This window comes from Stenotrophomonas sp. PS02300 (assembly GCF_029959395.1).
In the GTDB taxonomy this organism is placed as follows: domain Bacteria; phylum Pseudomonadota; class Gammaproteobacteria; order Xanthomonadales; family Xanthomonadaceae; genus Stenotrophomonas; species Stenotrophomonas maltophilia_AD.
On sequence record NZ_JASCOP010000023.1, the window covers coordinates 1 to 25,810 of the forward strand.

The 25,810-nt window shown below is 65.4% G+C and carries 23 protein-coding genes and 2 tRNA genes; 3 read left to right on the plus strand and 22 right to left on the minus strand.

Features of this window, described 5'->3' with window-relative positions; all coding sequences use genetic code 11:
• Nucleotides 1-85: 85 nt before the first annotated feature.
• The 19 genes from QMX79_RS06730 to QMX79_RS06820 form a co-directional block, all read right to left on the minus strand.
• A tRNA-Met gene (locus tag QMX79_RS06730) sits at nucleotides 86-162 on the minus strand.
• A 109-nt stretch (nucleotides 163-271) separates the two neighbouring features.
• Nucleotides 272-1,732 (minus strand): NADH-quinone oxidoreductase subunit NuoN, encoded by a 1,461-nt coding sequence (nuoN, locus tag QMX79_RS06735; RefSeq protein ID WP_282245608.1) that lies wholly within the window; start codon nucleotides 1,730-1,732, stop codon nucleotides 272-274.
• 15 nt (nucleotides 1,733-1,747) lie between these two features.
• Complete coding sequence (locus QMX79_RS06740) at nucleotides 1,748-3,256, minus strand: NADH-quinone oxidoreductase subunit M (RefSeq protein WP_282245610.1); 1,509 nt, start codon at nucleotides 3,254-3,256, stop codon at nucleotides 1,748-1,750.
• A gap of 23 nt (nucleotides 3,257-3,279) precedes the next feature.
• Nucleotides 3,280-5,484 carry an NADH-quinone oxidoreductase subunit L gene (gene nuoL, locus QMX79_RS06745; protein ID WP_282245614.1) on the minus strand — a complete coding sequence of 735 codons (2,205 nt, stop codon included), beginning with the start codon at nucleotides 5,482-5,484 and terminating at the stop codon, nucleotides 3,280-3,282.
• Nucleotides 5,485-5,491: 7 nt separating this feature from the next.
• Nucleotides 5,492-5,797 carry an NADH-quinone oxidoreductase subunit NuoK gene (gene nuoK, locus QMX79_RS06750; RefSeq protein ID WP_068853402.1) on the minus strand — a complete coding sequence of 102 codons (306 nt, stop codon included), beginning with the start codon at nucleotides 5,795-5,797 and terminating at the stop codon, nucleotides 5,492-5,494.
• Nucleotides 5,794-6,453, minus strand: coding sequence for an NADH-quinone oxidoreductase subunit J (locus QMX79_RS06755; protein WP_282245619.1), 660 nt, complete (start codon nucleotides 6,451-6,453; stop codon nucleotides 5,794-5,796). Before QMX79_RS06755 ends, nuoK begins: the two co-directional genes overlap by 4 nt.
• A gap of 6 nt (nucleotides 6,454-6,459) precedes the next feature.
• Nucleotides 6,460-6,948, minus strand: a complete 489-nt coding sequence (gene nuoI, locus QMX79_RS06760; protein WP_017355930.1) for an NADH-quinone oxidoreductase subunit NuoI — start codon at nucleotides 6,946-6,948, stop codon at nucleotides 6,460-6,462.
• A 3-nt stretch (nucleotides 6,949-6,951) separates the two neighbouring features.
• Nucleotides 6,952-8,043: an NADH-quinone oxidoreductase subunit NuoH gene (nuoH, locus tag QMX79_RS06765; protein ID WP_068853406.1), complete on the minus strand. Its 1,092-nt coding sequence runs from the start codon at nucleotides 8,041-8,043 to the stop codon at nucleotides 6,952-6,954.
• On the minus strand, nucleotides 8,040-10,283 hold the full coding sequence (gene nuoG, locus QMX79_RS06770; RefSeq protein ID WP_282245627.1) for an NADH-quinone oxidoreductase subunit NuoG: 2,244 nt from the start codon (nucleotides 10,281-10,283) through the stop codon (nucleotides 8,040-8,042). Before nuoG ends, nuoH begins: the two co-directional genes overlap by 4 nt.
• Nucleotides 10,280-11,620: an NADH-quinone oxidoreductase subunit NuoF gene (gene nuoF / locus QMX79_RS06775; RefSeq protein WP_282245629.1), complete on the minus strand. Its 1,341-nt coding sequence runs from the start codon at nucleotides 11,618-11,620 to the stop codon at nucleotides 10,280-10,282. The genes nuoG and nuoF overlap by 4 nt, the downstream gene beginning before the upstream one ends.
• Nucleotides 11,621-11,623: 3 nt before the next feature.
• Nucleotides 11,624-12,151 (minus strand): NADH-quinone oxidoreductase subunit NuoE, encoded by a 528-nt coding sequence (gene nuoE, locus QMX79_RS06780; protein ID WP_070207226.1) that lies wholly within the window; start codon nucleotides 12,149-12,151, stop codon nucleotides 11,624-11,626.
• Nucleotides 12,152-12,245: 94 nt separating this feature from the next.
• A complete protein-coding gene (locus QMX79_RS06785; RefSeq protein ID WP_282245633.1) occupies nucleotides 12,246-13,553 on the minus strand; it encodes an NADH-quinone oxidoreductase subunit D in 1,308 nt (435 codons plus the stop codon).
• A complete protein-coding gene (locus QMX79_RS06790) occupies nucleotides 13,550-14,299 on the minus strand; it encodes an NADH-quinone oxidoreductase subunit C (RefSeq protein ID WP_282245635.1) in 750 nt (249 codons plus the stop codon). The genes QMX79_RS06785 and QMX79_RS06790 overlap by 4 nt, the downstream gene beginning before the upstream one ends.
• Nucleotides 14,300-14,331: 32 nt before the next feature.
• Complete coding sequence (locus QMX79_RS06795) at nucleotides 14,332-14,886, minus strand: NADH-quinone oxidoreductase subunit B (RefSeq protein ID WP_017354657.1); 555 nt, start codon at nucleotides 14,884-14,886, stop codon at nucleotides 14,332-14,334.
• Nucleotides 14,877-15,233, minus strand: a complete 357-nt coding sequence (locus tag QMX79_RS06800; protein ID WP_026069699.1) for an NADH-quinone oxidoreductase subunit A — start codon at nucleotides 15,231-15,233, stop codon at nucleotides 14,877-14,879. The genes QMX79_RS06795 and QMX79_RS06800 overlap by 10 nt, the downstream gene beginning before the upstream one ends.
• 112 nt (nucleotides 15,234-15,345) lie before the next feature.
• Nucleotides 15,346-15,430 (minus strand) — tRNA-Leu (locus QMX79_RS06805).
• 50 nt (nucleotides 15,431-15,480) lie between these two features.
• Nucleotides 15,481-15,924 carry a preprotein translocase subunit SecG gene (secG, locus tag QMX79_RS06810; RefSeq protein WP_093532795.1) on the minus strand — a complete coding sequence of 148 codons (444 nt, stop codon included), beginning with the start codon at nucleotides 15,922-15,924 and terminating at the stop codon, nucleotides 15,481-15,483.
• A 22-nt stretch (nucleotides 15,925-15,946) separates the two neighbouring features.
• Nucleotides 15,947-16,702 (minus strand): triose-phosphate isomerase, encoded by a 756-nt coding sequence (gene tpiA, locus QMX79_RS06815; RefSeq protein WP_282245651.1) that lies wholly within the window; start codon nucleotides 16,700-16,702, stop codon nucleotides 15,947-15,949.
• Between the two features lie 587 nt (nucleotides 16,703-17,289).
• Entirely contained in the window at nucleotides 17,290-18,225 is a 936-nt protein-coding gene (locus QMX79_RS06820) for a 2-oxoglutarate and iron-dependent oxygenase domain-containing protein (RefSeq protein ID WP_282245653.1), read from the minus strand.
• Nucleotides 18,226-18,430: 205 nt separating this feature from the next.
• Between QMX79_RS06820 and QMX79_RS06825 the strand changes: the two genes are divergently transcribed.
• Genes QMX79_RS06825 through QMX79_RS06835 form a run of 3 tightly spaced genes read left to right on the plus strand, consistent with a single transcriptional unit; the run spans nucleotide 18,431 to nucleotide 22,321 of the window.
• Entirely contained in the window at nucleotides 18,431-20,296 is a 1,866-nt protein-coding gene (locus tag QMX79_RS06825) for a sulfatase-like hydrolase/transferase (protein ID WP_282245655.1), read from the plus strand.
• Between the two features lie 32 nt (nucleotides 20,297-20,328).
• Entirely contained in the window at nucleotides 20,329-21,480 is a 1,152-nt protein-coding gene (locus QMX79_RS06830; RefSeq protein WP_282245656.1) for a glycosyltransferase family 4 protein, read from the plus strand.
• Nucleotides 21,467-22,321, plus strand: a complete 855-nt coding sequence (locus QMX79_RS06835; RefSeq protein WP_282245658.1) for a polysaccharide deacetylase family protein — start codon at nucleotides 21,467-21,469, stop codon at nucleotides 22,319-22,321. Before QMX79_RS06830 ends, QMX79_RS06835 begins: the two co-directional genes overlap by 14 nt.
• A gap of 293 nt (nucleotides 22,322-22,614) precedes the next feature.
• On the opposite strand, the gene glmM is transcribed toward QMX79_RS06835, so the two are convergent.
• From glmM to trpA, 3 genes are all read right to left on the minus strand, one after another.
• Nucleotides 22,615-23,982, minus strand: coding sequence for a phosphoglucosamine mutase (gene glmM, locus QMX79_RS06840; RefSeq protein WP_282245660.1), 1,368 nt, complete (start codon nucleotides 23,980-23,982; stop codon nucleotides 22,615-22,617).
• A complete protein-coding gene (gene accD / locus QMX79_RS06845) occupies nucleotides 23,982-24,860 on the minus strand; it encodes an acetyl-CoA carboxylase, carboxyltransferase subunit beta (protein ID WP_282245662.1) in 879 nt (292 codons plus the stop codon). The genes glmM and accD overlap by 1 nt, the downstream gene beginning before the upstream one ends.
• Before the next feature lie 139 nt (nucleotides 24,861-24,999).
• Entirely contained in the window at nucleotides 25,000-25,809 is an 810-nt protein-coding gene (gene trpA, locus QMX79_RS06850; RefSeq protein ID WP_282245664.1) for a tryptophan synthase subunit alpha, read from the minus strand.
• Between the last annotated feature and the right edge of the window lies 1 nt (nucleotide 25,810).

The window sequence follows — 25,810 nt, forward strand, 5'->3', positions numbered from 1 at the left end:
CGAGGCGTCTACGCGACGGACCGGGGCCCGGGGTGGGGGGGGCGCGCCTTCTCGTTCCTGCCGTCGGCTTTCGCCGACGGCTATTTGGTAGCGGGGGCAGGATTTGAACCTGCGACCTTCGGGTTATGAGCCCGACGAGCTGCCAGACTGCTCCACCCCGCAGCAGAAGTGGTTGAGTTGATCTGTTACCGCAACGATGTTCTGGCGAAACCGCTGCATCAACAACTCAGGAAACGAATATTACACTAATTGCGCAGTTTTGTATCGTTTTTCAGGCGAGATGCGCAAATGCCTGCTGGCACCACACCATGATCGGGTTCCAGGCCAGGCCCAGCGCCAACAGTGCCAGGGCATTCACGCCCAGCACCACGCCCAGCACGCGGTCGTTGTTGGCCGGCAGCGGCTCGCCCACCGGCTCATCGAAGTACATGACCTTGATCACGCGCAGGTAGTAGAAGCAGCCGATCACCGCGCAGATCACGCCCAGGATGGCCAGCCAGAGCATGCCGCCGTTGATGGCCGCGCCCAGCACCGCCAGCTTGGTCCAGAAGCCCAGGAACGGCGGGATGCCGGCCATCGACGCCATGATGCACAGGACCAGGCCGGCCATCCACGGGTTGCGGGCGTTCAGGCCCTTCAAGTCGTCGATCTTCTCGGCTTCAAAACCGTTGCGCGACAGCGCGATGATCGCGCCGAAGCCGGCGGTGGACATGATCGCGTAGCTCAGGGCATAGAACAGCGCGGCGGCATAGCCACGCTCGCCGCCACCGGCGATGCCGAGCAGCAGGAAGCCGATGTGCGACACAGTCGAATACGCCAGCATGCGCTTGAGATTGCTCTGCGCGATCGCCATCAGGTTACCGACCACCAGCGACAGCGCGGCCAGGCCACCAATCAGGTACTTCCACTCGTCAGACAGCGGGCCCACGCCCACTTCCAGCAGGCGGTAGGCCATGCCGAACGCGGCCAGCTTCGGTGCGGAGCTGATGAACAGCGCGACCGGTGCCGGGGCACCCTGGTATACGTCGGGCAGCCACATGTGGAACGGGGCCGCGCCGAGCTTGAAGGCCACGCCGGCGATCATGAACACCGCGCCGGTGAGCAGCAGCATCTTCTCGTCGGAGTTCGGGATGGCCGCGTTGATGGCATCCAAGTGCAGCGAACCGGTGGCGCCGTAGACCAGCGACATGCCGTACAGCAGCAGGCCCGAGGCCAGCGAACCCAGCACGATGTACTTCATCGCCGCTTCGGTGGCCAGGCCGTTGTCACGGTTGCTGGCGACCAGTGCGTAGGAGCACAGCGCCAGCAGTTCCAGGCCCAGGTACACCATCAGCAGGCTGCCGGCCGAGACCAGGATCATCATGCCGGAGGTGGCAAACAGGATCAGCACCGGGATTTCGCCCTGGAACAGATCGCGTTCGCGCAGGTAGCTCCAGCCGTACACCAGGGTCAGGCCGCTGCAGAGCACGATCACGGCCTTCATCACGTCGGCCGCGGTATCGCGGACGAACATGCCGTGGAAGACCTCGCCCTGCCCGCCCACGCCGGTGGCGAGCATGAACAGCACGACCGCCAGCGCGGCGACCGAGAACAGGTGGGTCCAGATCTTGTTCTGCTTGCTGATGAACAGATCGAGGATCAACAGGGTGAACGCACTGCCAATCAGCACCAGCTCGGGTGCGAGCGGCGGCAGGTCAGCGGCGGTCAGTGGCAACAGCGACGAGGTGGTCATCATCAAATCCTGGTATTACAGCAACTTGCTGGATGCGATCTGCATCGCCAGCTTCGCGATCGAGGGTTCCATCAGGTCGGTCAGCGGCTTGGGATACAGACCCAGCGCCAGCGTACCCACGGCGAACACACCCAACACCAGCCATTCACGGCCGTTGATGTCCTTCAGTTCCGCCACGTGTGCGTTGGCCACTTCGCCGAAGAACACGCGCTTGTACAGCCACAGCGTGTAGGCAGCGGTGATCACCAGGGTGCTCGCGGCGGCCAGGGCCAGCCACGGATTACGCTGGAAGCTGGCCATGATGATCATGAACTCGCCCACGAAACCGCTGGTGCCCGGCAGGCCGGCATTGGCCATGAAGAACAGCATGGCGAAGGTGGCAAACCACGGCATCACGTTGACCACGCCGCCGTAATCGGCGATGCGGCGGCTGTGCATGCGGTCGTACAGCACGCCCACGCAGGAGAACATCGCGCCGGACACGAAGCCGTGCGAGACCATCTGCACCATCGCACCCTGCAGGCCCAGGCGGGCCGCATCGGCATTGCCGGCATCACGCACCAGCCACAGGGCGATGAAGGTGCCCAGGGTGACAAAGCCCATGTGCGCGATCGACGAATAGGCGATCAGCTTCTTCATGTCGTCCTGCACCAGGGCGACCAGGCCGACGTAGATCACGGCGATCAGCGACAGCGCGATCACCAGCCATGCCCATTCCTGCGAGGCGTCCGGGACGATCGGCAGGTTGAAGCGCAGGAAGCCGTAGCCACCGATCTTCAGGGCGATGGCGGCCAGGATCACCGAACCGGCCGTGGGCGCTTCCACGTGCGCGTCCGGCAGCCAGGTGTGGACCGGGAACATCGGCACTTTGACCGCGAAGGCGATCAGGAAGGCGAAGAAGATCCAGGTCTGCTCCTGGGCCGACAGCTGCAGCTGGTACAGGTCGGCCAGCTGGAAGCTGCCGCCCTTCAGGTACAGGTAGATCAGCGCCACCAGCATCAGCACCGAGCCGAGGAAGGTGTACAGGAAGAACTTCAGCGCGGCGTAGATGCGGCGCGGGCCGCCCCAGACACCGATGATGAGGAACATCGGGATCAGCATCGCTTCGAAGAACACGTAGAACAGCATCGCGTCGGTCGCAGCGAAGATGCCCACGGTGACGCCTTCCAGGATCAGGAAGGCGGCCACGTACTGGTTGACCCGCTTGTCGATCGCGCTCCAGGCGCCGATCAGCGCCAGCACCGAGACCAGGGTGGTCAGCAGGATCAGCGCGATCGCGATGCCATCCACGCCCAGGTTGTAGCCGATGTCGTAGGCCGGGATCCAGGCGCGGGTCTCGACGAACTGCAGTGCGTCGTTGGCCACGTCGTAGCCGCTGAGCAGCGACAGGCTGATCACGAAGGTCAGTACCGCCACGCCCAGCGACGCCCAGCGGGCGGTCTGCGCATCACGGATGGCAAGGATCAAGGCACCGCCGAGGATCGGCAGCCAGATGAGAACACTGAGTAGAGGCCAGTTCGACACGTCTTCTTATTCCGTACAGGTCATCAACGCAGGTAATGCATCAGGACGCCCAGGAGGGCAATCAGGCCGATGATCATCGCGAAGGCGTAGTGATAGAGGAAACCGGATTGGGTGCGACGCAGCAGGTTGGCCGCCAGATCGATCAGGCGTGCCGAACCGTTGACCACCACACCATCGACGATGTTCGTGTCGATCGCGCGCGAAACCTTGCCCAGCTTGATGCCGCCACCGGCGAAACCGCCGATCCAGAGCTTGTCGAACCCGTACTTGTTCTCCAGCACCGACACCAGCGGCGCAAAGGTCTTGCGCGACTTGGTCGCCAGTTCCGGCTTCCACAGGTAGAACAGGACCGCCAGCAGGAAGCCTGCCACGGTCAGGAAGAAGGCCGGGGCCATCATGCCGTGCAGGGCGAACGCCACCGGACCATGGAACTCTTCAGCCAGCGCACCAATGGTGTTGCGTGCCGGGTCGTAGAAATCGACCACGCCGGTAAAGAACGAATGCACCTGGCCGGGGATGCCGTGCTCGGCATGGTGGCCGGCCCAGTCGGTGCCATACAGCATCGGACCGATGCTGAAGAAACCGATCAGGATCGACGGGATCGCCAGCAGGATCAGCGGCAGCGTCACCACCCACGGAGTTTCGTGCGGCTCATGCGGACCGTGGCCATGGCCGTGGTCGTCATGGTGCGCGTCACCGTGGTGGGCGTCGGCATGATGGGCATCAGCATGCGCATCGGCGGCGTGGTGGTCGTCATGGCCGTGGTCATCGTGCGCGTCGCGGAAGCGTTCCTTGCCGTGGAAGGTCAGGAACAGCAGGCGGAAGCTGTAGAAGCTGGTGACGATCACGCCACCCAGCACGGCCCAGTAGCCATACGTTGCCACCCAGCTCGAGGAGACATGCGCGTGATGCTGCGCGGCCTCGATGATGGTGTCCTTGGAGTAGAAGCCGGAGAAGAACGGCGTACCCACCAGGGCCAGCGTACCGATCCACATGGTGATGAAGGTGATCGGCATGTACTTGCGCAGGCCGCCCATCTTGCGCATGTCCTGCTCGTGGTGCATGGCGATGATCACCGAGCCCGCACCCAGGAACAGCAGCGCCTTGAAGAAGGCGTGGGTCATCAGGTGGAACACGGCGGCCGAGTAGGCCGACACGCCCAGCGCCACGGTCATGTAACCCAGCTGGGACAGCGTGGAATACGCGACGACGCGCTTGATGTCGTTCTGCACGATGCCGATCAGGCCTGTGAAGAACGCGGTGGTGGCACCGATGAACAGCACGAAGTTCAGCGCGGTCGGCGAAAGCTCGAACAGCGGCGACATGCGGGTGACCATGAAGATGCCCGCGGTGACCATGGTCGCGGCATGGATCAGCGCCGAGATCGGGGTCGGGCCTTCCATCGAGTCCGGCAGCCACACATGCAGCGGAACCTGGGCCGACTTGCCCATGGCGCCGATGAACAGGCAGATGCAGATGATGGTGGCGGTTGCCCAGATCACCGGTGCATTGACGACCTGCATGGAATGACCGAACAGGGTGATCGCGCCGGACCACACCTGGACGTGCGAGTTCGGGCCGTTGACCAGCATGTCGGACGCATTGGCGAACACGGTGGCGTAGTCCAGCGAACCGAACACCCACAGCACGCCGGCGATACCCAGGATGAAGCCGAAGTCACCCACGCGGTTGACCAGGAACGCCTTCATGTTGGCGAAGATCGCGGTCGGGCGCTTGAACCAGAAGCCGATCAGCAGGTACGACACCAGGCCCACCGCTTCCCAGCCGAAGAACAGCTGCAGGAAGTTGTTGCTCATCACCAGGGTGAGCATCGAGAAGGTGAACAGCGAGATGTAGCTGAAGAAACGCTGGTAGCCCGGGTCATCCTGCATGTACCCGATGGTGTACACGTGGACCAGGAAGGACACGAAGGTCACCACGACCATCATCATGGCGGTCAGCTTGTCGATCATGAAACCGACATGCGCCGAATACTGGCCGACTTCAAAGAAGGTGTAGACGTTCTGGTTGAAGGGCTGCGCGCCGCCCCACAGCAGCTGGTAGAACACGTAGCTGGACAGCAGGCAGCTGACCGCAACGCCCAAGATGGTGACGGTCTGCGCGCCACGGCGCCCTACCTGACGACCGAACAGGCCAGCGATGATGCTGCCGACCAGCGGTGCAAGCACCACGGCGATCAACAGACTCTTGGAGAGAGTAATTTCCATCTACGGATCAGCCCTTCAGCGAATCGACTTCGCCGACATTGATGGTGCGGCGGGTACGGAACAGGGTTACCAGGATCGCGAGGCCGATCGCGGCCTCGGCCGCGGCCACGGTGAGGATGAAGAACACGAACAGCTGGCCGGCCGTGTCACCCATTTCGCGCGAGAACCCGACGAAGTTGATGTTCACCGACAGCAGCATCAGTTCGATGGACATCAACAGCACGATGATGTTCTTGCGGTTGAGGAAGATGCCGGCAAGGCTGATGCAGAACAGCAGCGCGCCGAGTGCCAGGATATGACCGAGGGTGATCACGGGGCAGCCTCCTCGTTGCTGGACGGCTTGGTGTTGGTGTGGACCACCGGGGTTTCCGACGCCATCTTGACCACGCGCAGGCGGTCGCGGCCCTTGACCATGGTCTGCTCGGTCGGGTTCTGGGTCTTCAGGCCGGTGCGGCGACGCAGGGTCAGCATCACGGCGGCGACCACGGCCACGGTCAGGATGACAGCGGCGAACTCGAACGGCAGCAGGTATTCGGTGAACAGGCTGCGGGCAAGCCAGGTGATGTTGGAGGTGTCGGCAGCCAGCGCGGCGGCGTTGTCGGCCGGCAGCGGGTTGACCGCCCTGCCCTTCACGCCGATCAGGAGCAGCATCTGCACCAGCATGGTGACCGCGACCACCAGCCCGAGCGGCAGGTAACGGACCCAGCCTTCGCGCAGGTTGGAGGCGTCGATGTCGAGCATCATCACCACGAACAGGAACAGCACCATCACCGCGCCGACATAGACCAGCACCAGCGCCACGCCGAGGAATTCAGCCCCGACCAGGATCCAGATGCAGGCCACGGAGAAGAAGGTCAGGATCAGGCACAGCACGGCGTAGACCGGATTGCGCACGCTGATCACCGCCGCAGCGGAAATGCCCGCCACGATGGAGAAGACCCAGAAGAAGATATTTACCCAATCCATCATTCAACCTCAGCGGAAAGCGGCATCGGCGGCGCGACGCTCGGCGATTTCGGCTTCAAGCCGATCACCGATTGCCAGCAGCTGCGGCTTGGTAACGATGTTTTCGCCACGGTTCTCGAAGTGGTACTCGAGAATGTGGGTCTCGACGATCGAGTCCACCGGGCAGCTTTCTTCACAGAAGCCGCAGAAGATGCACTTGAACAGATCGATGTCGTAGCGGGTGGTACGGCGGGTGCCGTCTTCGCGCTTGGCCGAATCGATGGTGATGGCCAGCGCCGGGCACACCGCTTCGCACAGCTTGCAGGCGATGCAGCGCTCTTCCCCGTTGGGGTAGCGGCGCAGCGCATGCAGGCCACGGAAACGCGGCGACTGCGGGAACTTCTCCATCGGGTACATCAGCGTGTACTTGGGCTTGAACGCGTACTTCAGGGTCAGCCACAGACCGCCGAGCAGCTCGAGCAGGAGCAGGCTTTTGAAGTAATGGGTAATTCGATTCATCACTTAGACGCCCTTCTGGATCACGCCGTAGAACACCATCACAGCCGTCACAGCAATCCACGCGATGGTGAGCGGGATGAAGACCTTCCAGCCCAGGCGCATGATCTGGTCATAACGGAAACGCGGGAAGCTGGCACGGAACCAGATGTAGGCGCTGGCGAAGAAGAACACCTTCAACAGCAGCCACGGGGCACCGCCCTTCCAGATCCAGTCGATCCACGGCGAGATGTCCGCCGTGATCCAGCCCTGGAACGGGCTCAGCCAACCGCCGAGGAAGAAGATCGAGATCAGGAAGCTGATCAGGATCATGTTGGCGTATTCGGCCAGGAAGAACAGCGCGAACGCACCACCGGAGTACTCGACCATGTGGCCGGCGACGATTTCCGATTCGCCTTCCACCACGTCGAACGGCGCGCGGTTGGTTTCGGCAACGCCGGACACCCAGTACACGATGAACAGCGGGAAAAGCGGAATCAGGAACCAGTCGAAGAAGCCGGAGTTGCCGGCCTGCGCCATCACGATGCCGCTCAGGTTCAGGCTGCCGGCGGCGATCATCACGCCGACCAGGGCAAAGCCCATGGCGATTTCGTAGCTGATCATCTGCGCCGAGGCGCGCATGGCACCCAGGAAGGCGTACTTGGAGTTGGAAGCCCAACCGGCCAGGATGATGCCGTACACGCCCAGCGAGGTCATCGCCAGCAGGTACAGCAGGCCGGCGTTGGCGTTGGACAGCACCACCTGCGCGTCGAACGGCACCACCGACCAGGCCGCGAAGGCCGGTGCCAGGGTGATCAACGGCGCCAGCACGAACATCGCCTTGTGAGAGCTCGCAGGCTGGATGATCTCCTTGAACAGCAGCTTGAAGACGTCGGCGAAGGCCTGGAAGATGCCCATGCCCACGTACATCGGGCCGTGGCGGACGTGCATCCAGCCGATCAGCTTGCGTTCCCAGACCACGAAGAACGCCACCGCGATGATCACCGGCATGGCGATCACCAGGATCTTCAGCACGATCCACAGCAGCGCGCCGATCTCACCCAGGCCCAGGAGCCATTGGTGGAGCGGGTCGACCGCGTTCAACAGCAATTCGTTCATGCAGCCACCACCGTTACGCGTGCGGCACCCAGCGGTGCGGTTGCACCGTGGCCCGATTCAATCCAGACCGACCCCGCGGCGACGCGGGCGTCGACCACCACCGGCAGCGTGGCGCGACCGGCATCGGTGCCGACCTTGGCCATCTGCCCTTCGACCAGCTGCAGGCGGGCGGCGTCATCGGCATTGAGCACGATGCGCGGCGCGGCGTTGAGCGGGTGCGACTGCAGCGCCTGGGCGCGACGGACCACCGCATCGGTGCGGTAGATCGCAGCGGTGGAGGCCACTTCCAGGCCTTCGCCGGCCACCGGCGTTGCCGCCGAGGTGGACACGGTGACGGTGACCGGGGCCAGGCTGGCACGCAGGCCGGCCAGGTCGGTGAACTCGAAACCGGCCAGGGCCAGTTCGCCACCGAGTGCGCGCAGCACGCGCCAGCCTTCACGGGCCTCGCCCGGCAGCTTGCCGCCGGCACGGGCCGACTGCTCGCGACCATCGAGGTTGGTCAGGGTGGCGTCGATTTCCGGCAGCGCGCCGATCGGCAGGATCACGTCGGCGACATCGCGGGTCGAGGCGCAGGCGAACTGGCTGAAAGCCACCACCTGTGCACCGGCCAGCGCCTTGCGGGCGGCGGCGGCATCGGCGAAATCCAGGCCCGGCTCGATGCCGTACAGGGCATAGGCCTTGCGCGGCTGGGCCAGCATGGCGTTGACGTCCTTGCCGGCCGGCAGCACGCCGGCGCGGGACAGGCCCACGGCATTGGCGCCCTGCGGGATGCGGCACAGCTTGGCACCGGAGGCGGCGGCGAAATCACGCGCGGCGGCGCGGATCGCGGCAGCCTGCGGGTGGTTCTCGGCGATGCCACCGACGATCAGCACGGCGTTGCCGGTCACGGCCTGGCGCAGCTCGGCGTTGCCCAGGGCCTCGACGAACTTCGACGGGGCCACGATCTGCTTGCCGGCCAGCTTGAAGGCGAAGTCGAAATCCACCGGGTTGATTGCGTGGATCTTCGCGTTGCGCGTGGTCTGCGCCTTGCGCAGGCGGGCGTGCAGCAGCGGCAGCTCGTGGCGGATGTTGCTGCCGAGCACGACGATGCTGTCGGCGCCTTCGATCTCGGCCAGCGACAGGCCGAAGATCTCGGCAGTGGCGGCGTCGGAGAAGTCGCGGTTGTTGATGCGGTGGTCGATGTTGCCGGTGCCCAGGCCGCTGGCGAGACGGGCCAGCAGGGCGCCCTCCTCGTTCGAGGCCGACGGGTGCACCAGCACGCCGAGGTCGTCACCGCGGTTGGCGGTGAGGATGTCCTTGGCCGCGGCCAGGCCTTCGGCCCAGCTCACTTCCTGCCATTCGCCGTTGACCTTGCGCAGCGGCTTGACGGCGCGGTCGGCGCTGTACAGGCCCTGGTGCGAATAACGGTCACGGTCGGACAGCCAGCATTCGTTGACCAGTTCGTTGTCGCGCGGCACCGAACGCAGCACTTCGCCGCGGCGCACGTGCAGGAACAGGTTCGAGCCCATCGCGTCGTGGTAACCCAGCGACTCGCGCGCGGTCAGCTCCCACGGACGGGCGCGGAACTGGAACACCTTGTTGGTCAGCGCGCCGACCGGGCACACGTCGACGACGTTGCCCGACAGCTCGGTGGTCAGCGGCTTGCCGTCGTAGGTGCCGATCTGCAGGTTTTCACCGCGGTACATGCCACCCAGCTCATAGGTACCGGCAACGTCGGCGGTGAAGCGGACGCAGCGGGTGCACTGGATGCAGCGGGTCATTTCGGTGGCGACCAGCGGACCGATGTCCTCGTCGGGCACCACGCGCTTGCGCTCGTTGAAGCGGCTCACCGAACGGCCGTAGCCGAGCGAGACGTCCTGCAGCTCGCACTCGCCGCCCTGGTCGCAGATCGGGCAGTCCAGCGGGTGGTTGATGAGCAGGAACTCCATCACCGAACGCTGGAACTTCAGGGCCTTCTCGCTGCGGGTGGCGACCTTCATGCCGTCCATCACCGGGGTAGCGCAGGCCGGCGCCGGCTTCGGCGACTTTTCAACGTCGACCAGGCACATGCGGCAGTTGGCCGCGATCGGCAGCTTCTCGTGGTAGCAGAAGCGCGGGATCGAGATGCCGGCCTTGTCGGCGGCCTGGATGATCATCGAGCCCTTGGGCACAACCAGGGACTGGCCGTCGATCTCGACGGTCACATGCCCTTCCGGCACGATCGCCGGGGTGCCACCAGGATTGTTGGGTTGCGCGCTCATGCGGCGGCTGCCTCCACCTTCTTGCCGTCGACCATCGAATGACCGTTGACGATGTAGTACTCGAATTCGTCCCAGAACTGGCGCAGGAAGCCCTGGATGGGCCATGCCGCCGCTTCACCGAACGCGCAGATGGTGTGGCCTTCGATCTGGCCGGCCACTGCCTTCAACTGGTGCAGGTCTTCCATGGTGGCCTTGCCGGCGACGATGCGCTCGAGCACGCGGTGCATCCAGCCGGTGCCTTCACGGCACGGGGTGCACTGGCCACAGGATTCCTTGTGGAAGAACTGGCTGATGCGGCAGGCGAACTTGACGCAGCACACGCTGTCGTCCAGCACCACGATGGCACCCGAACCCAGCCCGGTGCCCAGGGCACGCAGGGTGTCGTAGTCCATCTGCAGGCCCTTGAGCTCTTCGGCCTTCAGCACCGGCATCGACACGCCGCCCGGCACCGCGCCCTTGAGGGTGCGGCCCGGCTTGAGGCCGCCGGCCATTTCCAGCAGCTCGTCGAAGGTGGTGCCCAGCGGCACTTCGAAGTTGCCGCCCTGCTGCACGCAACCGGAGACCGAGAAGATCTTCGGGCCGCCGTTCTTGGTCAGGCTCAGGCCCTGGAACCATTCCGGACCGTTGCGGATGATCGCCGGCACCGAGGCATAGGTCTCGGTGTTGTTGATCGTCGACGGCTTGCCGTACAGGCCGAAGTTGGCCGGGAACGGCGGCTTGTAGCGCGGCTGGCCCTTCTTGCCTTCCAGCGATTCCATCAGCGCGGTTTCTTCGCCGCAGATGTAGGCGCCGGCGCCAAGGGCACCGTAGATGTCGATGTCCACGCCGCTGCCGAGGATGTCCTTGCCCAGCCAGCCGTTCGCGTACGCGTCGGCCAGCGCCTGCTCGAAGTTCTCGAACGGCTCGTGGTGGAACTCACCACGCAGGTAGTTGTAGCCCACGGTGCTGCCGGTGGCGTAGCAGGCGATCGCCATGCCTTCCACCACCGAATGCGGGTTGTAACGCAGGATGTCGCGGTCCTTGCAGGTACCCGGCTCGGATTCATCCGAATTGCACAGGATGTACTTCTGCATGCTGCCCTTGGGCATGAAGGACCACTTCAGGCCGGTCGGGAAGCCTGCGCCACCGCGGCCACGCAGGTTGGACTGCTTGACCATCTCGATGACCTGCTCCGGCGAGATCTTCTCTTCGAGGATCTTGCGCAGGGCGGCATAGCCACCGGTCTTGAGGTAGCTTTCGTACGACCACGGGGTGTCGTAGTGCAAGGTGGTGTAGACCACCTGGTGCGGCAACGGTGCGGGACCGACCGGACCCTGGGGTGCGTGATGATGTGCCATGTCTTACTCCAACCCGTCCAGCAGCTCGTCGACTTTCTCGACGGTCAGGCGCTCGTGGTAATGGCCGTTGATGACCATCATCGGCGCACCGGCGCAACCAGCCAGGCATTCTTCTTCACGCTTGAGGTAGATGCGGCCATCGGCGGTGGACTGGCCGGTCTTGCAGCCGAGCTTCTTCTCGGCATGCGCGACCAGGTCCTCGGCGCCGTTCAACCAGCAGCTGATGTTGGTGCAGAAGGCAACGTTGTGGCGGCCGACCTTCTCCAGCTCGAACATCGAGTAGAAGCTGGCAACCTCGTAGGCCCACACCGGCGGCAGGTCCAGGTACTTGGCCACGCCGGCGATCAGCTCGTCGGTCAACCAACCGGCGTTCTGTTCCTGGGCGGCGTGCAGGCCCTGCAGCACCGCCGAACGCTTGCGGTCCGGCGGGAACTTGGACAGCCAGTGATCGATGTGCGCGCGCGTCTTGTCGCTCAACACCACCATCGGGTCGACGTCGCGCGCCGCCTCGAAATTACCCGTCGCCTTCATCGGCCGACCTCAGCGAATACCAAATCGTTAAAAACCAGAACCTGCAGCGCCGGCAGCAGCCGGCGGGTGTCAGGCATCGTGCATGCGATGGCCATTACCGGTCCACCTCGCCGAACACCAGGTCGTAGGTGCCGATCATGGCCACCACGTCGGCGAGCATGTGCCCGCGCACGACCGAGTCGATCGAGGACAGATGGGCGAAGCCCGGCGCGCGCAGGTGCACGCGGAACGGCTTGTTGGCGCCATCGGACATCAGGTAGCAGCCGAACTCGCCCTTGGGCGCTTCGACCGCGGCGTAGGTTTCGCCGGCCGGGACGCAGTAGCCTTCACTGAACAGCTTGAAGTGATGGATCAGCGCTTCCATGTCGTCCTTCATGTCCTCGCGGCTGGGCGGCGCGACCTTGAAGTTCTTGACCATGACCGGGCCGGGGTTGGCACGCAGCCACTGCACGCACTGCTTGATGATGCGGTTGGATTCGCGCATCTCGGCCACGCGGACCAGGTAGCGGTCGTAGCAGTCGCCTTCCTTGCCCAGCGGGATGTCGAAATCAACGGCATCGTACTTGGCGTACGGCTGCTTCTTGCGCAGGTCCCAGGCAATGCCCGAGCCGCGCAGCATCACGCCGGTCATGCCCCAGGCATGCGCCAGTTCCGGGCTGACCACGCCGATGCCGACCGTACGCTGCTTCCAGATACGGTTGTCGGTGAGCAGGGTTTCGTATTCGTCGACGCGGCCGGGGAACTCGACCGTGAAGTTTTCCAGGAAGTCCAGCAGCGAACCTTCGCGCGAGGCGTTGAGATTCTTCAGGGCCTTGCCCTTGTGCCAGCGCGATTCCTTGTACTTGGGCATCTGGTCCGGCAGGTCGCGGTAGACGCCGCCCGGACGGTAGTACGCCGCATGCATGCGCGCGCCGCTGACCGCTTCGTAGCAGTCCATCAGCTCTTCGCGTTCGCGGAAGGCGTACAGCATCACCGCCATCGCACCCAGGTCGAGCGCGTTGGAACCCAGCCACATCAGGTGGTTCAGGATGCGGGTGATTTCATCGAACATGGTGCGGATGTACTGGGCACGCTCCGGCGCTTCGATCCCCATCAGGGTCTCGATGGCGCGCACGTAGGCGTGCTCGTTGCACATCATGGACACGTAATCCAGGCGGTCCATGTAACCGATGGACTGGTTGAACGGCTTGGATTCGGCCAGCTTTTCGGTACCACGGTGCAGCAGGCCGACGTGCGGGTCGGCGCGCATGATGGTTTCGCCGTCCATTTCCAGGATCAGGCGCAGCACACCGTGCGCGGCCGGATGCTGGGGACCGAAGTTCATGGTGTAGTTGCGGATTTCCTGGCGCAGTTCGGCCGGGTTGCTCGCAAACGCCTGGTGGGCTTGGTGGATCTGGCTCACTTGCTTGCCTCCGTCTGCGCGCTTTCGCCGGCAGCGGTCTGGAAACGGGCATCGTCACGGATCACGCGCGGCACGCCGACACGCGGCTCGACCGAGGTGACCGGCTCGTAGACCACGCGCTTCTTTTCTTCGTCGTAGCGGACTTCGACGTTGCCGATCAGCGGGAAGTCCTTGCGGAACGGATGCCCCACGAAGCCGTAGTCGGTCAGGATGCGGCGCAGGTCCGGGTGGCCTTCGAAGATCACGCCGAACAGGTCGAACGCTTCACGCTCGAACCAGTTCAGGCCCGGCCACACATTGGTCAGCGAGGCGACCACCGGCAGTTCCTCGTTCGGCGCAAAGCAGCGGATGCGCATGGTGAGGTTGTGCTGGTAGGAACGCAGCTGGGTGACCACGGCGTAGCGCTGCAGCGGCACCGGCTGCGGCTGGGCGCCATCGCTGGTTTCGCGGGTGGGGAACTCGCCCCAGGCGAAACGACCGACGGACTTGCCCTCGACGCCACGGCTGAAGCCCTGCGAGGAGACATCGGAGGTGTCCCACTCGTCGCTGCCGTAGCCGAGGTAATCCAGGCCGCACAGGTCAACGGCCTGTTCGAAACCGAATTCGTCGCGCAGCGCCAGAGCGGTGGCATGCCAGTCAGCGGCGGGCACTTCCAGCGTCACTTCGCCGCGGGGTTCGACCACGAAGACCTGCGCACCTGCGAAACGTGCGGAAAGTCGGTCGATGAAGGATGCTTGCTCTGCCATGGGGGCTTGGCGTGCTCTTGTCAGGAGGAATGTCAGCGGGCGATGGTCTGCGTACGCCAGATCTTCTTCTGCAGCTGCAGGATCCCGTACACCAGCGCTTCGGCGGTAGGCGGACAACCGGGGACGTACACGTCCACCGGCACCACGCGGTCGCAACCACGCACCACTGCATACGAGTAGTGGTAGTAGCCGCCACCGTTGGCGCAGCTGCCCATGGAGATGACCCACTTCGGGTCCGGCATCTGGTCGTAGACCTTGCGCAGGGCCGGGGCCATCTTGTTGACCAGGGTACCGGCCACGATCATCACGTCGGACTGGCGCGGCGACGGGCGGAACACCACGCCGTAGCGGTCAAGGTCCAGGCGCGCGGCACCGGCATGCATCATTTCAACCGCGCAGCAGGCCAGACCGAAGGTCATGGGCCACATCGAGCCGGTACGTGCCCAGTTCAACAGCGCGTCGACGCTGGTGGTCACATAGCCCTTCTCGAGCAGCGGGTTGTCGCCTTCGGGGCGCAGGATGTCATCGACCCGCCCTTCCGGGACCGGGTTGTTCATCAGGCCATCGAGAGTCTGAATCACTCCCATTCCAGCGCTCCCTTCTTCCAGACGTAAATGAAACCGAGGAAAAGCATGCCCACGAACAGGCCCATCGTGACCAGCGAACGTGCGCCCAGCTCCATGAAGACCTGGGTCCACGGCACGATGAAGATGATTTCCAAGTCAAATACGATGAACTGGATGGCGATCAGGTAGTAGCGCACATCGAACTTCATGCGCGCGTCCTCGAAAGCCTCGAAGCCGCATTCGTACGGCGAGAGCTTTTTCAGATCGGGACGCCGGGGACCGAGGAACCGGCCGACCAGCATCAGCGCAACGCCGATACCGGTGGCAACAATCAGAAACAGCAGAGACGGCAAATATTCGGCCAGCACAGCGATTCTCTCTTGCCTCTGCCGCCACGCCTGCAGGCGTCTTGGCATGGGGGAGTGGACGGAAAACGCTACTGGCGCTTTGCGCGCCAGACGTATCCGCTTACAAACAAAATGGTGCCCAAGAGGGGACTCGAACCCCTACGACCTAAGTCGCTACCACCTCAAGGTAGTGCGTCTACCAATTCCGCCACCTGGGCTTACGTATCGCGCTGGAGGTTACCCAACGCGCCGCATATTGTAACCGTCTTCAGGGAGTCTGGGAGCCTTCCGAAGGCTTTTCTTCACCCGATTTCGGCGTTTCCGCCTGAGCCGGCACAGTGGCCTGCGGAACCGGCTGCTGGGCAGCGGCTTCCGGGGCCTTCGGCACGGCCGGCATCTCGCCAGCGGGGACCGCCGGGGCGGCAGGCGCCACCGGGGCAGACATCACGCCGAGGTCCTGCTGGACCGCCGGGCGCGCGCCATGGCTGGCGTACCAGGCCATGAACAGGCTGATGCCGAAGAACACCACGGCCAGCCACTTGGTCGACTTGGACAGGAAGTTGGACGCGCCACGCGCGCCGAACACCGTACCCGAGGCACCGGCACCGAAACCCGAGCCTGCGGCCGCGCCGGAACCACGCTGCATCAGGATGAGCGCGATCATGGACACCGCGACCAGCACGTAGACCACATTGAGGATCAACATCAGCATTTCGAATCCGCCCTCGGGCATGTCAAATAGCGGCCGCCGCATGGGCGATGGCCAGGAAATCCGCGGCCACCAGCGAGGCGCCGCCCACCAGCCCACCATCGACATCGGGCTGTGCGAACAGTTCCGCTGCGTTGTCGGGCTTCACGCTGCCGCCGTACAGGATGGGCAACGAATCGGCAATTCTAGCATCGAGCTTGGCCACTTCGCCACGGATGAACGCGTGGACCTGCTGGGCCTGCTCCTTGGTGGCGGTCCGGCCGGTGCCGATGGCCCAGACCGGTTCATAGGCGACCACGGCATGCTGGAAGCCGGCCGGGCCGACCAGTTCCAGCACGGGGGCCAGCTGGCTGGCAATGACGTCCTCGGTCTGGCCGGCCTCGCGCTGCTCCAGGGTTTCGCCCACGCACAGCACCGGCACCAGGCCGGCATGCAGGGCGGCGGCGAACTTGCGGGCCACCAGCTCGCTGCTTTCATTGTGGTACTGGCGGCGCTCGGAATGGCCGACCAGGCCATAGCGGGCACCGACGTCGGCCAGCATGGCGGCGCAGACCTCGCCGGTGTAGGCACCCTTTTCGTTGGAGCTGACGTCTTGTGAGCCAAAAGCGACAGCGCGACCTTCGAAGGCCTCGACCAGCTCACCCAGGTACGGCAGCGGCGGCAGGATGACGACCTCTACCCCACCCTTCGGCAGGCTGGCGACGATATCGCTGACCAGGTCGGTCGCGAATTGACGGCTGCCGTGCAGCTTCCAGTTACCGGCGACGATCTTGCGGCGCATGGCGGGGCTCCTTTTGGGTATCAGCCGCCAATGATACCGGATGTAACGAATGCGCGTTTCCCGAAAACGCTTACATTTCAAATGGATATTGGAATTTCGAGGTGCCGGGCGACTTGAGGGCCGGCCAGCGGCCGGCGCTACCGGCGCGATGGCGCGGTTGGTGACACACCGACGTGCGTCCTGCGGCACTCTGGGTGGTTGATCCCGATCCACGGACGTTACGTAACAATTCGTAGCCCCGGCCGTTGGCCGGACACCGCGCGCAGCGCGGCCCAAGTGTCCGGAGGCGTTTACGTCACGCTCGCGGCCAACACCAAGGCGTTTACACGTTCCGAAGCCGCGCGTCAGCGTTCATGACCCCGGAACGAAAAGCAGCCGGCCAACGGCCGGCGCTACCGCTTCGGATGCTTTGAACGCCGGACGGTCGGCCGCGACCATCGCGCAACCGCCTCCGGACACTTGGGCCGCGCTGCGCGCGGTGTCCGGCCAACGGCCGGGGCTACGAACCGTTACGGGCCCATTGGGATCGGGATCAATCCACCAAAGGCATGGAAACAGAAAGAAGGCCGCCTTTCGGCGGCCTTCTTTTACTTCAACTTGATCTCACGCAACCGCTCTTCGAGGAACCCATGCGCGGTGATCGGCTCCGGGTAGCGGCTCGGGTTTTCCGGGGTGATGCAGGTCGGCAGCACGTCGATCAGGAAGTCCGGGTTCGGGTGCAGGAAGAACGGTACCGAGTAACGCGGCTGGCGGGCCTGCTCGCCCGGGGGGTTGACCACGCGGTGGATCGTGGACGGGTACACGTGGTTGGTCAGGCGCTGCAGCATGTCGCCGATGTTGACCACGATGGTGTCCGCGTCCGACGTGAACGGTACCCACTTGCCCTCGTGCGACTGCACTTCAAGGCCGGCCGCGCTGGCGCCCACCAGCAGCGTGATGAAGTTGATGTCGCCATGCGCACCCGCGCGCACGTTCGGGATGTCGTCGGCGGTGATCGGCGGGTAGTGGATCGGGCGCAGGATCGAATTGCCGTTGTTGGTCTTGTCCGCGAAGAAATCGATCGGCAGGCCGATGTGCAGCGCCAATGCCGACAACACGCGCGAGCCCAGCTTGTCCAGTTCCTGGTACAGCCCGTAGCCCTTTTCCTTGAAGCCCGGCACTTCGCTCGGCCACAGGTTCGGGGCCATCACGTCGCGGTACTTCGAATCGTCCGGAATCTCACGGCCGATGTGCCAGAACTCCTTCAGGTCGAAGTGCTTGGAGCCCTTCGCCGTTTCCACCCCGAACGGCGTGTAGCCGCGGGCGCCGCCGGTGCCCGGCAGGTGGTACTGCAGCTTGGTGGCCTCCGGCAGCGCGAAGAACGCCTTGAACACGTCATAGGCCGCATCGATCTCCGCCTGCGGAATGCCGTGGTTGCGGATGCCCGCGAAACCCCATTCACGGTAGGCCGCCCCGAGCTCGGCGACGAAGGCATCGCGGTCACTGTCGAAACGGGTGATGTCGAGGGTGGGGATCTGGCTCACAGCGGTTCCTGGCTTGTTCGAGGTGGGTATGCAGGGCCACTACTGTGGCCCGGCTGAACATTGTGCCAGATCGGACAATAGACACCGCCGATGCATTGATACAAACCGATACAATGCGCCCGCCCGCCGCCTCGCTGCGGCCGGGCGGCCAAGGACGCCGCCGCCGCCACGTCTTCCGATCCACCCTCTATCTGCCCGACCCTGCATGGACGACCCGCGCTCCCCTGCCCCTTTGCCCGCACCGCCGCGCTGGACGCGCCTTGCGTGGCTGAGCCTGTTCACCGCCATCAATGCCTGCGTGGCCATCGCCATCGCGCTGGGCAACACGCCGCTGGATGACAACCCCGGTGGCGCATTGGGGCTGGGCTACCTGGCCATTGCCCTGCCCGGGCATTTCCTTGCCTTCGGCGCCCTGGTGTCGCTGCTGCCACTGGCGGTCGGCCTCTGGCCGCGTTCTCCGCGTCCGCTGGTGGTCAGCGCCGTGCTGCTGCAGGGCCTGTGGCTGTGCCTGCTGCTGGTGGATGCCAAGGTCTTCGCCCTGTACCGCTTCCACCTCAATGCCATGGTGATGAACATGGTGTTCGGGGGCGCGCTGCAGGACCAGGTGGCCCTGTCCTGGCAGAGCTGGCTGCAGTCGCTGGGCGTGTTGGCAGCGGTGGCCGCCGCCGAAGTGCTGCTGGCCTGGGCCTGCTGGAAACTGGTGCCCGACCGCACGCGGCGTCGCCCGGTGCTGTTGGCCTGGGCCGCCGGCCTGGCGCTGATGGCCACCGGCCAGATCGCCACCGCCTATTACGATGCCCTGGGCGAGCGCGCCGTGACCGGCCAGTGGGCCTACCTGCCGTGGGCACAGCCGATCACCGCCAAGCGCCAGATGCACCGGCTGGGCGTGCGCAGCCTGCCCCAGGCCAACCTGCCCGATCCGCGCCACAGCCAGCTGCAGTACCCGCTGCACCCGCTGCGCTGCCAGAGCCACACCCAACCCAACGTGCTGGTGGTGGTGCTGGAATCGCTGCGGCACGACGCGCTGGATGCCGCCACCATGCCCAACACCTGGGCGCTGGCGCAGCAGTCGGAGGTGTATGACCGGCATTACAGCAGCGGCAATGCCACCCGGTATGGCCTGTTCGGCCTGCTCTACGGCCTGCCCGGCGGCTACTGGTCCAGCATGCTCAGCGAACAGCGCGGCTCGATCCTGTTCGATGTGCTGCAGCAGCAGGGCTACGACCTGCACCTGTACGGCAGCGCGCCGCTGTACAGCCCCGAGTTCGACCGCACCGTGTTCGCCCAGGTACGCAACCAGCTGCATACCGCGCCGTCGTCGCTGCCGGTCGCCGCGCGTGACCGGCACATCGTCGATGCGCTCGATGCGGACATCCGCCAGCCAGGCGGCGGCCACTGGTTCGGGATGGTGTTCCTGGACAGCACGCATGCGCCGTACCACCTGCCCGAGGGCTATCCCGCACTGGCCACGCCGATGGCCACGGACGTGAACTTCCTTGCCTTCGACGAGGAGCACGACGCCACCCCCGAGCGCAACCGCTATCGCACCGCCGTGCATTACACCGATGCGTTGATCGGCCAGTTGCTGGCGACCCTGCGCGAGAGCGGCCAGGCCGACAACACCATCGTGCTGGTCACCGGCGACCATGCCGAAGAATTCAACGACCTGGGCCTGAATTACTGGGGCCACAACGGCAATTTCTCCGACTACCAGATGCGGGTGCCATTCGTGCTGCACTGGCCCGGGCGCGGCCCGGCACGGCACGACGCGGCCAGCAGCCACGAAGACTGGGTGCCCACCCTGATGCGCCACGGGCTGGGCTGCGAAAACGCACTGGCCGATTTCAGCACCGGCCAGGACCTGTTCGATATCTCGCGCCCGGCGCGCCCCCTGCTGGTCGAAAGCTGGTCCCAGCGCGGCATCCGCGAAGGCGACCGCACCTATGTGTTCGACAAGTTCGGCAACGCCACCACCCTGGATGCCCGCTACCTGCCGGTACCCGACCAGTCGCCGGACCCGGCCGCAGTACGCACGGCCTGGAACGCGTTGACCCACTTCCGCAAGCAATGACGTTGATTGTCTAGACCCCTGGAACGTTCATGATGAACAAGCCCCTCAAAATCCTGCACACGGAAGCCGCGAAGGGATTCGGCGGCCAGGAGATCTACATCTACCGCCACATGCTGGCCATGCGCGAGCGTGGCCACGACGTATCGCTGCTGTGCCAGCCCGGCGCCCGCCTGGGCGAGGTGGCGCGCGAAGCGGGCTTCACCGTGCATGCCCTGAAGATGGGCGGGCTGCTGCGCCTGCTGCGCGGCATCTGGTCGGTGAAACGGCTGGTGCGCCGGCACACCTATGACGTGGTCAACACCACCAGCCGCCGCGATGCGCTGATTGCCGCCGCCGGCGCGCGCCTGGCCGGCGCGCCGCTGGTGGTGCGCTCACGCCACCTGATGAGCCCGGTCAACTCCCTGCTCACCTACACCGGCCTGCCGCACCGGGTGTTGACCGTGAGCAGCTTCGTCAAGCAGCTGCTGGTCCATCGCGGCGTGGCCGACGGCCACATCGGCATCGTGCCACCCATCGCCGTGCCACCGCAGTGGTCGCAGGTGCAGGACGATGATGCGTGGCAGTGCCTGCAGGAAACCCGCGCCGAGGTCCGCCGCGAACTCGGCTTCACAGACGACCAGGTCGTGGTCGGCTGCGTCGCGGTGCTGCGCGAAGCCAAGGGCCACGCCGACCTGCTGCGCGCCATGGCCCCGCTGTGCCGCCGGCAGCCGAACCTGCAGCTGGTGATCGTCGGCGACGGCCAGCCCGTGCTGGATCAGCTGAAAGCGCTTCGCGCCGAACTCGGCATTACTGCCCAGGTCCACCTGCTCGGCTACCGGCACGGTGCGTGCCGGTTGATGACCGGCTTCGACATCTTTGCCCTGGCCACCCACAAGGAGGCCGCCGGCACGGTATTCCTCGAGGCCGCCTACGTCGGCGTGCCGATCGTGGCCACCCGGGTCGGCGGCGTGCCGGAGATGCTGGTGGAAGGCAGCAACGCCCTGCTCGCCCCGCTTGGCGACCAGGCCGCGCTCACCCGCGCCCTGCAGACCCTGATGGAGCAGCCCGAACGCCGCCGGCAGATGGGCCAGGCCGGGTGGGACTGGATGCGCAGCGCGCACCGCTTCACCCCGACCGGGCACACCGAAGCCACCGAATACTATTACCACCAGTGGTTGAAGGAACTGGGCCATGGCCAACGCTAGAACCGTGCCGGTGCTCATGCACCACCACGTGTCGCCCTCGCCGGGCATGATCACGGTGTCGCCGGAAAATTTCGAAAGCCAGATCGCCTGGCTCGCCCGCAACGGCTGGACCTCGCTCACGCTCGAGCAGTACGCCGGCTTCCTGGCCGGCAAACCGGTGCCGCGCAAGTCGATCGTGATCACCTTCGACGACGGCTACCTGGACAACTGGGTGTACGCCCACCCCATCCTGCAGAAGTACGGCATGCATGCCGTCGTGTTCGTGGTCACCGGCTGGATGGGCGAAGGCCCGCTGCGCCCGCATGCAGGCCAGCCAGATGCCGTACTCCCGGCCACGCCCGACCACCGCGCCTGCGAAGCGGCGATCCTGCGCGAGAACCGCCACGACGACGTGATGATGCGCTGGAGCGAAGCCCGCGCGATGATTGATGCCGGCACCTTCGAAGTGCACTGCCACACCCACACCCACACGCGCTGGATGAAGCAGGACATCAGCCGCGAACAGAAGCGCGACGGCATCACCCGTGACCTGGAAATGGCGCGCAGCGTACTGCAGGAACAGCTGGGCGAAGCGTCCGACACCCTGTGCTGGCCCTACGGCGATTTCGACGAGGATTACCTGCCCATCGCACGCGCGCAGGGGTTCCGTTACCTGCACACCACCCACCCGTTCGGCCGCAACGTGGTCGGCGGCGATCCGGAACACATCTACCGCTTCGCCATCCGCAACCGCCCCGCCAGCTGGCTGCGCAAGCGCATCGCGTGGAGTTACCACCCGTTGATCGCACCGGTGTTCAACCGGTTCAAGGCCAGGCAGAAAAAGATGGTGCCGGGGCCGTGAAGCACACAGCGGTCCTGCGTTCGAGGGTCATGCGTTAAAGCGCCGATCACCGATAACTGCAGTCGTTTGGGAACCGACCCTACCGCTCACGGCCAACTTTCGGGGGCGGACGGCGGGCAACCCCCGGAGGGACTGTCAAAAACATGGATGTTTTTGCCAAGCCCCCATGGATGGGTTCACGGCGTGTCCCGGAGCGGGGTTGCCCGTCGGCCGCCCCAGCTCGTAGTAGTGAGACGCTGCTTTACGCGGAACATTCACGCAACAAAAAAACCCGGCCGAAGCCGGGCTTTTCATTATGCTGCCGCGGCGGCCTTGACCGCGCCGGACAGGCTGTCCAGCGTGGCCTGCATCAGCTCGGCCGTGTCGGCCTCGACCGTGACGCGCACCACCGGCTCGGTGCCGGACGGGCGCAGGAACGCACGACCCCGCCCCTTGACTGCCTGCTGCGCGGCGGCCAGCGCCGCCTGCACGCCTTCGGACTGCACGATCGCTTTCGCCGAAACATCTCCCAGGCGCACGTTGACCGTCTTCTGCGGCACCCGGGTCAGCCCGACCAGCGACTCGCGCAGGCTCTTGCCTTCCCGACGCAACACTTCCAGCACCTGCAGCGCACTGATGATCGCATCGCCCGTGGTCGCGCGATCCAGGCACAACAGGTGCCCCGATGCCTCACCGCCGAGCACCCCGCCACCTTCCACCAGCGCCTGGTGCACGTAACGGTCGCCCACGTTGCTGCGCTGGAACGGCAGACCCAGGCGATCCAGCGCCTGCTCCAGCCCGAAGTTGGTCATCAGCGTGCCCACCACCGGACCGCGCAGGCGGCCGTTGCGCTGCCACGACGGCGCCAGCACGTACAGCAGGTCATCACCGTCGACCGGGTTGCCCTGGTCATCGGCCATCAACACGCGGTCACCATCGCCATCGAACGCGATGCCCAGGTCCGCACCGGTTTCACGCACCTTGGCGGCCAGGTTGTCGATGTGCATCGAACCGACGCCATCGTTGATGTTGACCCCGTTCGGCTCGGCACCGATCGCCACCACGTCCGCACCCAGCTCGCGGAACAGCATCGGCGCGATGTGGTACGTGGCGCCGTGCGCGCAATCCAGCACGATCTTCAACCCACGCAGGTCGAACCCGCGCGGCACGCTGGCCTTGCAGAACTCGATGTAGCGGCCCACCGCATCGCGGCCGCGCGCCGCCTTGCCCAAGCGATCCGAGTCGGCCGTGGTGAAATCGGTATCCAGCGCCGCTTCCAGCGCCAGCTCCGTCGCATCGTCGAGCTTCTCGCCATCTGCGGAGAAGAACTTGATGCCATTGTCGTAGTGCGGGTTGTGCGACGCACTGATCACGATGCCGGCGTCGGCGCCCAGCGTGCGCGTCAAGAACGCGACCGCCGGGGTCGGCATCGGCCCGAGCAGCTGCACGTCAGCGCCGGCCGCAACCAGCCCGGCTTCCAGCGCCGCTTCGAACATGTAGCCGGAAATGCGCGTGTCCTTGCCGATCACCACCACCGGCCGGTGACCCGGGCGGTGGCCGTTGCGTTCGGTCAGCACCCGGCCCAGTGCATTGCCCAGGCGCAGCACGAAGTCCGCGGAGATCACCCCCTGCCCGACCCGACCGCGGATGCCGTCGGTGCCGAAATACTTGCGCGCGCCCATCAGGCAGCAGCGTCCGGCGCGGACTGGCGGCCCAGCATGGCCAGCAGTTCAGACAGGCGGTCGCGCATCTCGCGACGGTCGCAGATCTGGTCGATGGCGCCGTGCTCGAGCAGGAACTCCGAACGCTGGAAGCCTTCCGGCAGCTTCTCGCGCACGGTCTGCTCGATCACGCGCGGGCCGGCGAAGCCGATCAGCGCCTGCGGCTCGGCGATGTTGATGTCGCCCAGCATCGCGAACGACGCCGACACGCCACCGGTGGTGGGATGGGTCAGCACCGAAATGTACGGCAGCCCCGCAGCACGCAGGCGGCCCAGCGCCGCCGAGGTCTTGGCCATCTGCATCAGCGAGAACAGGCCTTCCTGCATGCGCGCGCCGCCGCTGGCGGAGAAACACACGTAGGGCGCGCCGATTTCCAGCGCCTTTTCCGCGGCCAGCGAGAAGCGCTCGCCGACCACCGAGCCCATCGAGCCGCCCATGAAGGCGAAATCGAAGGCCGAGGCCACCAGCGGCCTGCCCTTGAGCAGCCCCTGCATGGCGATCAGCGCGTCGTACTCGCCGGTGTTCTTCTGCGACGCCTTGATGCGCTCGCTGTACTTCTTCTGGTCCTTGAACTTCAGCAGGTCGGTCGGCCCCAGGCGCGCGGCGATTTCGGTGGTGCTGTCGGCGTCGAACAACGACGCCAGGCGCGCCCGCGCACGGATGGCCATGTGGTGGCCACACTTGGGGCAGACTTCCAGGTTCTCTTCCAGCTCAGGACCGTAAAGCGCGCTGCCGCAGCTGCTGCACTTTTCCCACAGGCCCTCGGGGACGCTGCGCTTCTTGCTGGGGACGTTGTCGGTGCGGATGCCCGACGGCATCAACTTGCTGAGCCAACTCATGCGGGATGACACTTCCGTTCAGGGCGGCCCGGGGGCCGCAAAGGCGGACAGTCTAGCTCACCCGTTCCACGGCCGGGACCCCCTGCCGGCGGGGTGATCCCGGCGTGAAAACCATGCTGGGCCGTACGTTGCGGCCCGCTCAGGCGTCCAGCGCGTCGCGCAGGGGCTGCAGGAAGGTACATGCCACCTGGGCCGCGCCGGCGGCATCGGCTGCCTCGCCCAACGCCGCCACCAGCGCGCTGCCGACCACCACGCCATCGGCTTCCACCGCCATCGCGGCGGCGCTCTGTGCGTCCTTGATGCCGAACCCGGCCACCACCGGCACGGTCGAGCGGCTGCGCAGGTCACGTAGGCGGACACCGGCCGCGCTGCTGTCGAGCCGCTCCGAGGCGCCGGTGACACCGGCGAAGCTCACGTAATAGAGATAGCCCTTGGCCATCGAGGAGAGCAGGTCCAACCTGGCGTCCGCCGTGGTCGGCGACGCCAGCAGGATCAGCGCCAGCCCGGCCGCGTTGAAGATCTCCAGCGTTTCTTCCGCCTCTTCGGGCGGCAGGTCCACCAGCAGCACGCCATCCACGCCCGCATCGATGGCCGCCTTGGCAAACCGCGCGGTGCCGTGAATCTCGACGGGGTTGAGGTAGCCCATCAGCACCACCGGGGTGGTGGTGTCGTCGCGGCGGAAGGCCTGCACCGTTTCCAGTACGTAACGCAGGCCGGCGCCGCGCGCCAGCGCGCGTTCGGAGCTGCGCTGGATGGTCGGGCCATCGGCCATCGGGTCGGAGAACGGCACCCCGAGTTCGATCACGTCGGCACCGGCCGCGGCCAGCGCATGCATCACCGGCACGGTCGCATCCAGGAGCGGATCGCCGGCGGTGATGAACGGAATCAGCGCCTTGCGGCGGCTGGCACGCAGGCGGGCGAAACAGGCGTCGATACGGGCAACAGGCATC

Excerpts from the sequence above, each read along its gene's own strand:
- nuoN (WP_282245608.1), bottom strand. The coding sequence starts at position 1,732 with ATGACCACCTCGTCGCTGTTGCCACTGACCGCCGCTGACCTGCCGCCG.
- nuoL (WP_282245614.1), bottom strand. The coding sequence starts at position 5,484 with ATGGAAATTACTCTCTCCAAGAGTCTGTTGATCGCCGTGGTGCTTGCA.
- QMX79_RS06755 (WP_282245619.1), bottom strand. The coding sequence starts at position 6,453 with ATGATGGATTGGGTAAATATCTTCTTCTGGGTCTTCTCCATCGTGGCG.
- nuoI (WP_017355930.1), bottom strand. The coding sequence starts at position 6,948 with ATGAATCGAATTACCCATTACTTCAAAAGCCTGCTCCTGCTCGAGCTG.
- nuoH (WP_068853406.1), bottom strand. The coding sequence starts at position 8,043 with ATGAACGAATTGCTGTTGAACGCGGTCGACCCGCTCCACCAATGGCTC.
- nuoG (WP_282245627.1), bottom strand. The coding sequence starts at position 10,283 with ATGAGCGCGCAACCCAACAATCCTGGTGGCACCCCGGCGATCGTGCCG.
- nuoF (WP_282245629.1), bottom strand. The coding sequence starts at position 11,620 with ATGGCACATCATCACGCACCCCAGGGTCCGGTCGGTCCCGCACCGTTG.
- nuoE (WP_070207226.1), bottom strand. The coding sequence starts at position 12,151 with ATGAAGGCGACGGGTAATTTCGAGGCGGCGCGCGACGTCGACCCGATG.
- QMX79_RS06790 (WP_282245635.1), bottom strand. The coding sequence starts at position 14,299 with ATGGCAGAGCAAGCATCCTTCATCGACCGACTTTCCGCACGTTTCGCA.
- QMX79_RS06795 (WP_017354657.1), bottom strand. The coding sequence starts at position 14,886 with ATGGGAGTGATTCAGACTCTCGATGGCCTGATGAACAACCCGGTCCCG.
- secG (WP_093532795.1), bottom strand. The coding sequence starts at position 15,924 with ATGCTGATGTTGATCCTCAATGTGGTCTACGTGCTGGTCGCGGTGTCC.
- tpiA (WP_282245651.1), bottom strand. The coding sequence starts at position 16,702 with ATGCGCCGCAAGATCGTCGCCGGTAACTGGAAGCTGCACGGCAGCCGT.
- QMX79_RS06825 (WP_282245655.1), top strand. The coding sequence starts at position 18,431 with ATGGACGACCCGCGCTCCCCTGCCCCTTTGCCCGCACCGCCGCGCTGG.
- QMX79_RS06830 (WP_282245656.1), top strand. The coding sequence starts at position 20,329 with ATGAACAAGCCCCTCAAAATCCTGCACACGGAAGCCGCGAAGGGATTC.
- QMX79_RS06835 (WP_282245658.1), top strand. The coding sequence starts at position 21,467 with ATGGCCAACGCTAGAACCGTGCCGGTGCTCATGCACCACCACGTGTCG.
- glmM (WP_282245660.1), bottom strand. The coding sequence starts at position 23,982 with ATGGGCGCGCGCAAGTATTTCGGCACCGACGGCATCCGCGGTCGGGTC.
- accD (WP_282245662.1), bottom strand. The coding sequence starts at position 24,860 with ATGAGTTGGCTCAGCAAGTTGATGCCGTCGGGCATCCGCACCGACAAC.
- trpA (WP_282245664.1), bottom strand. The coding sequence starts at position 25,809 with ATGCCTGTTGCCCGTATCGACGCCTGTTTCGCCCGCCTGCGTGCCAGC.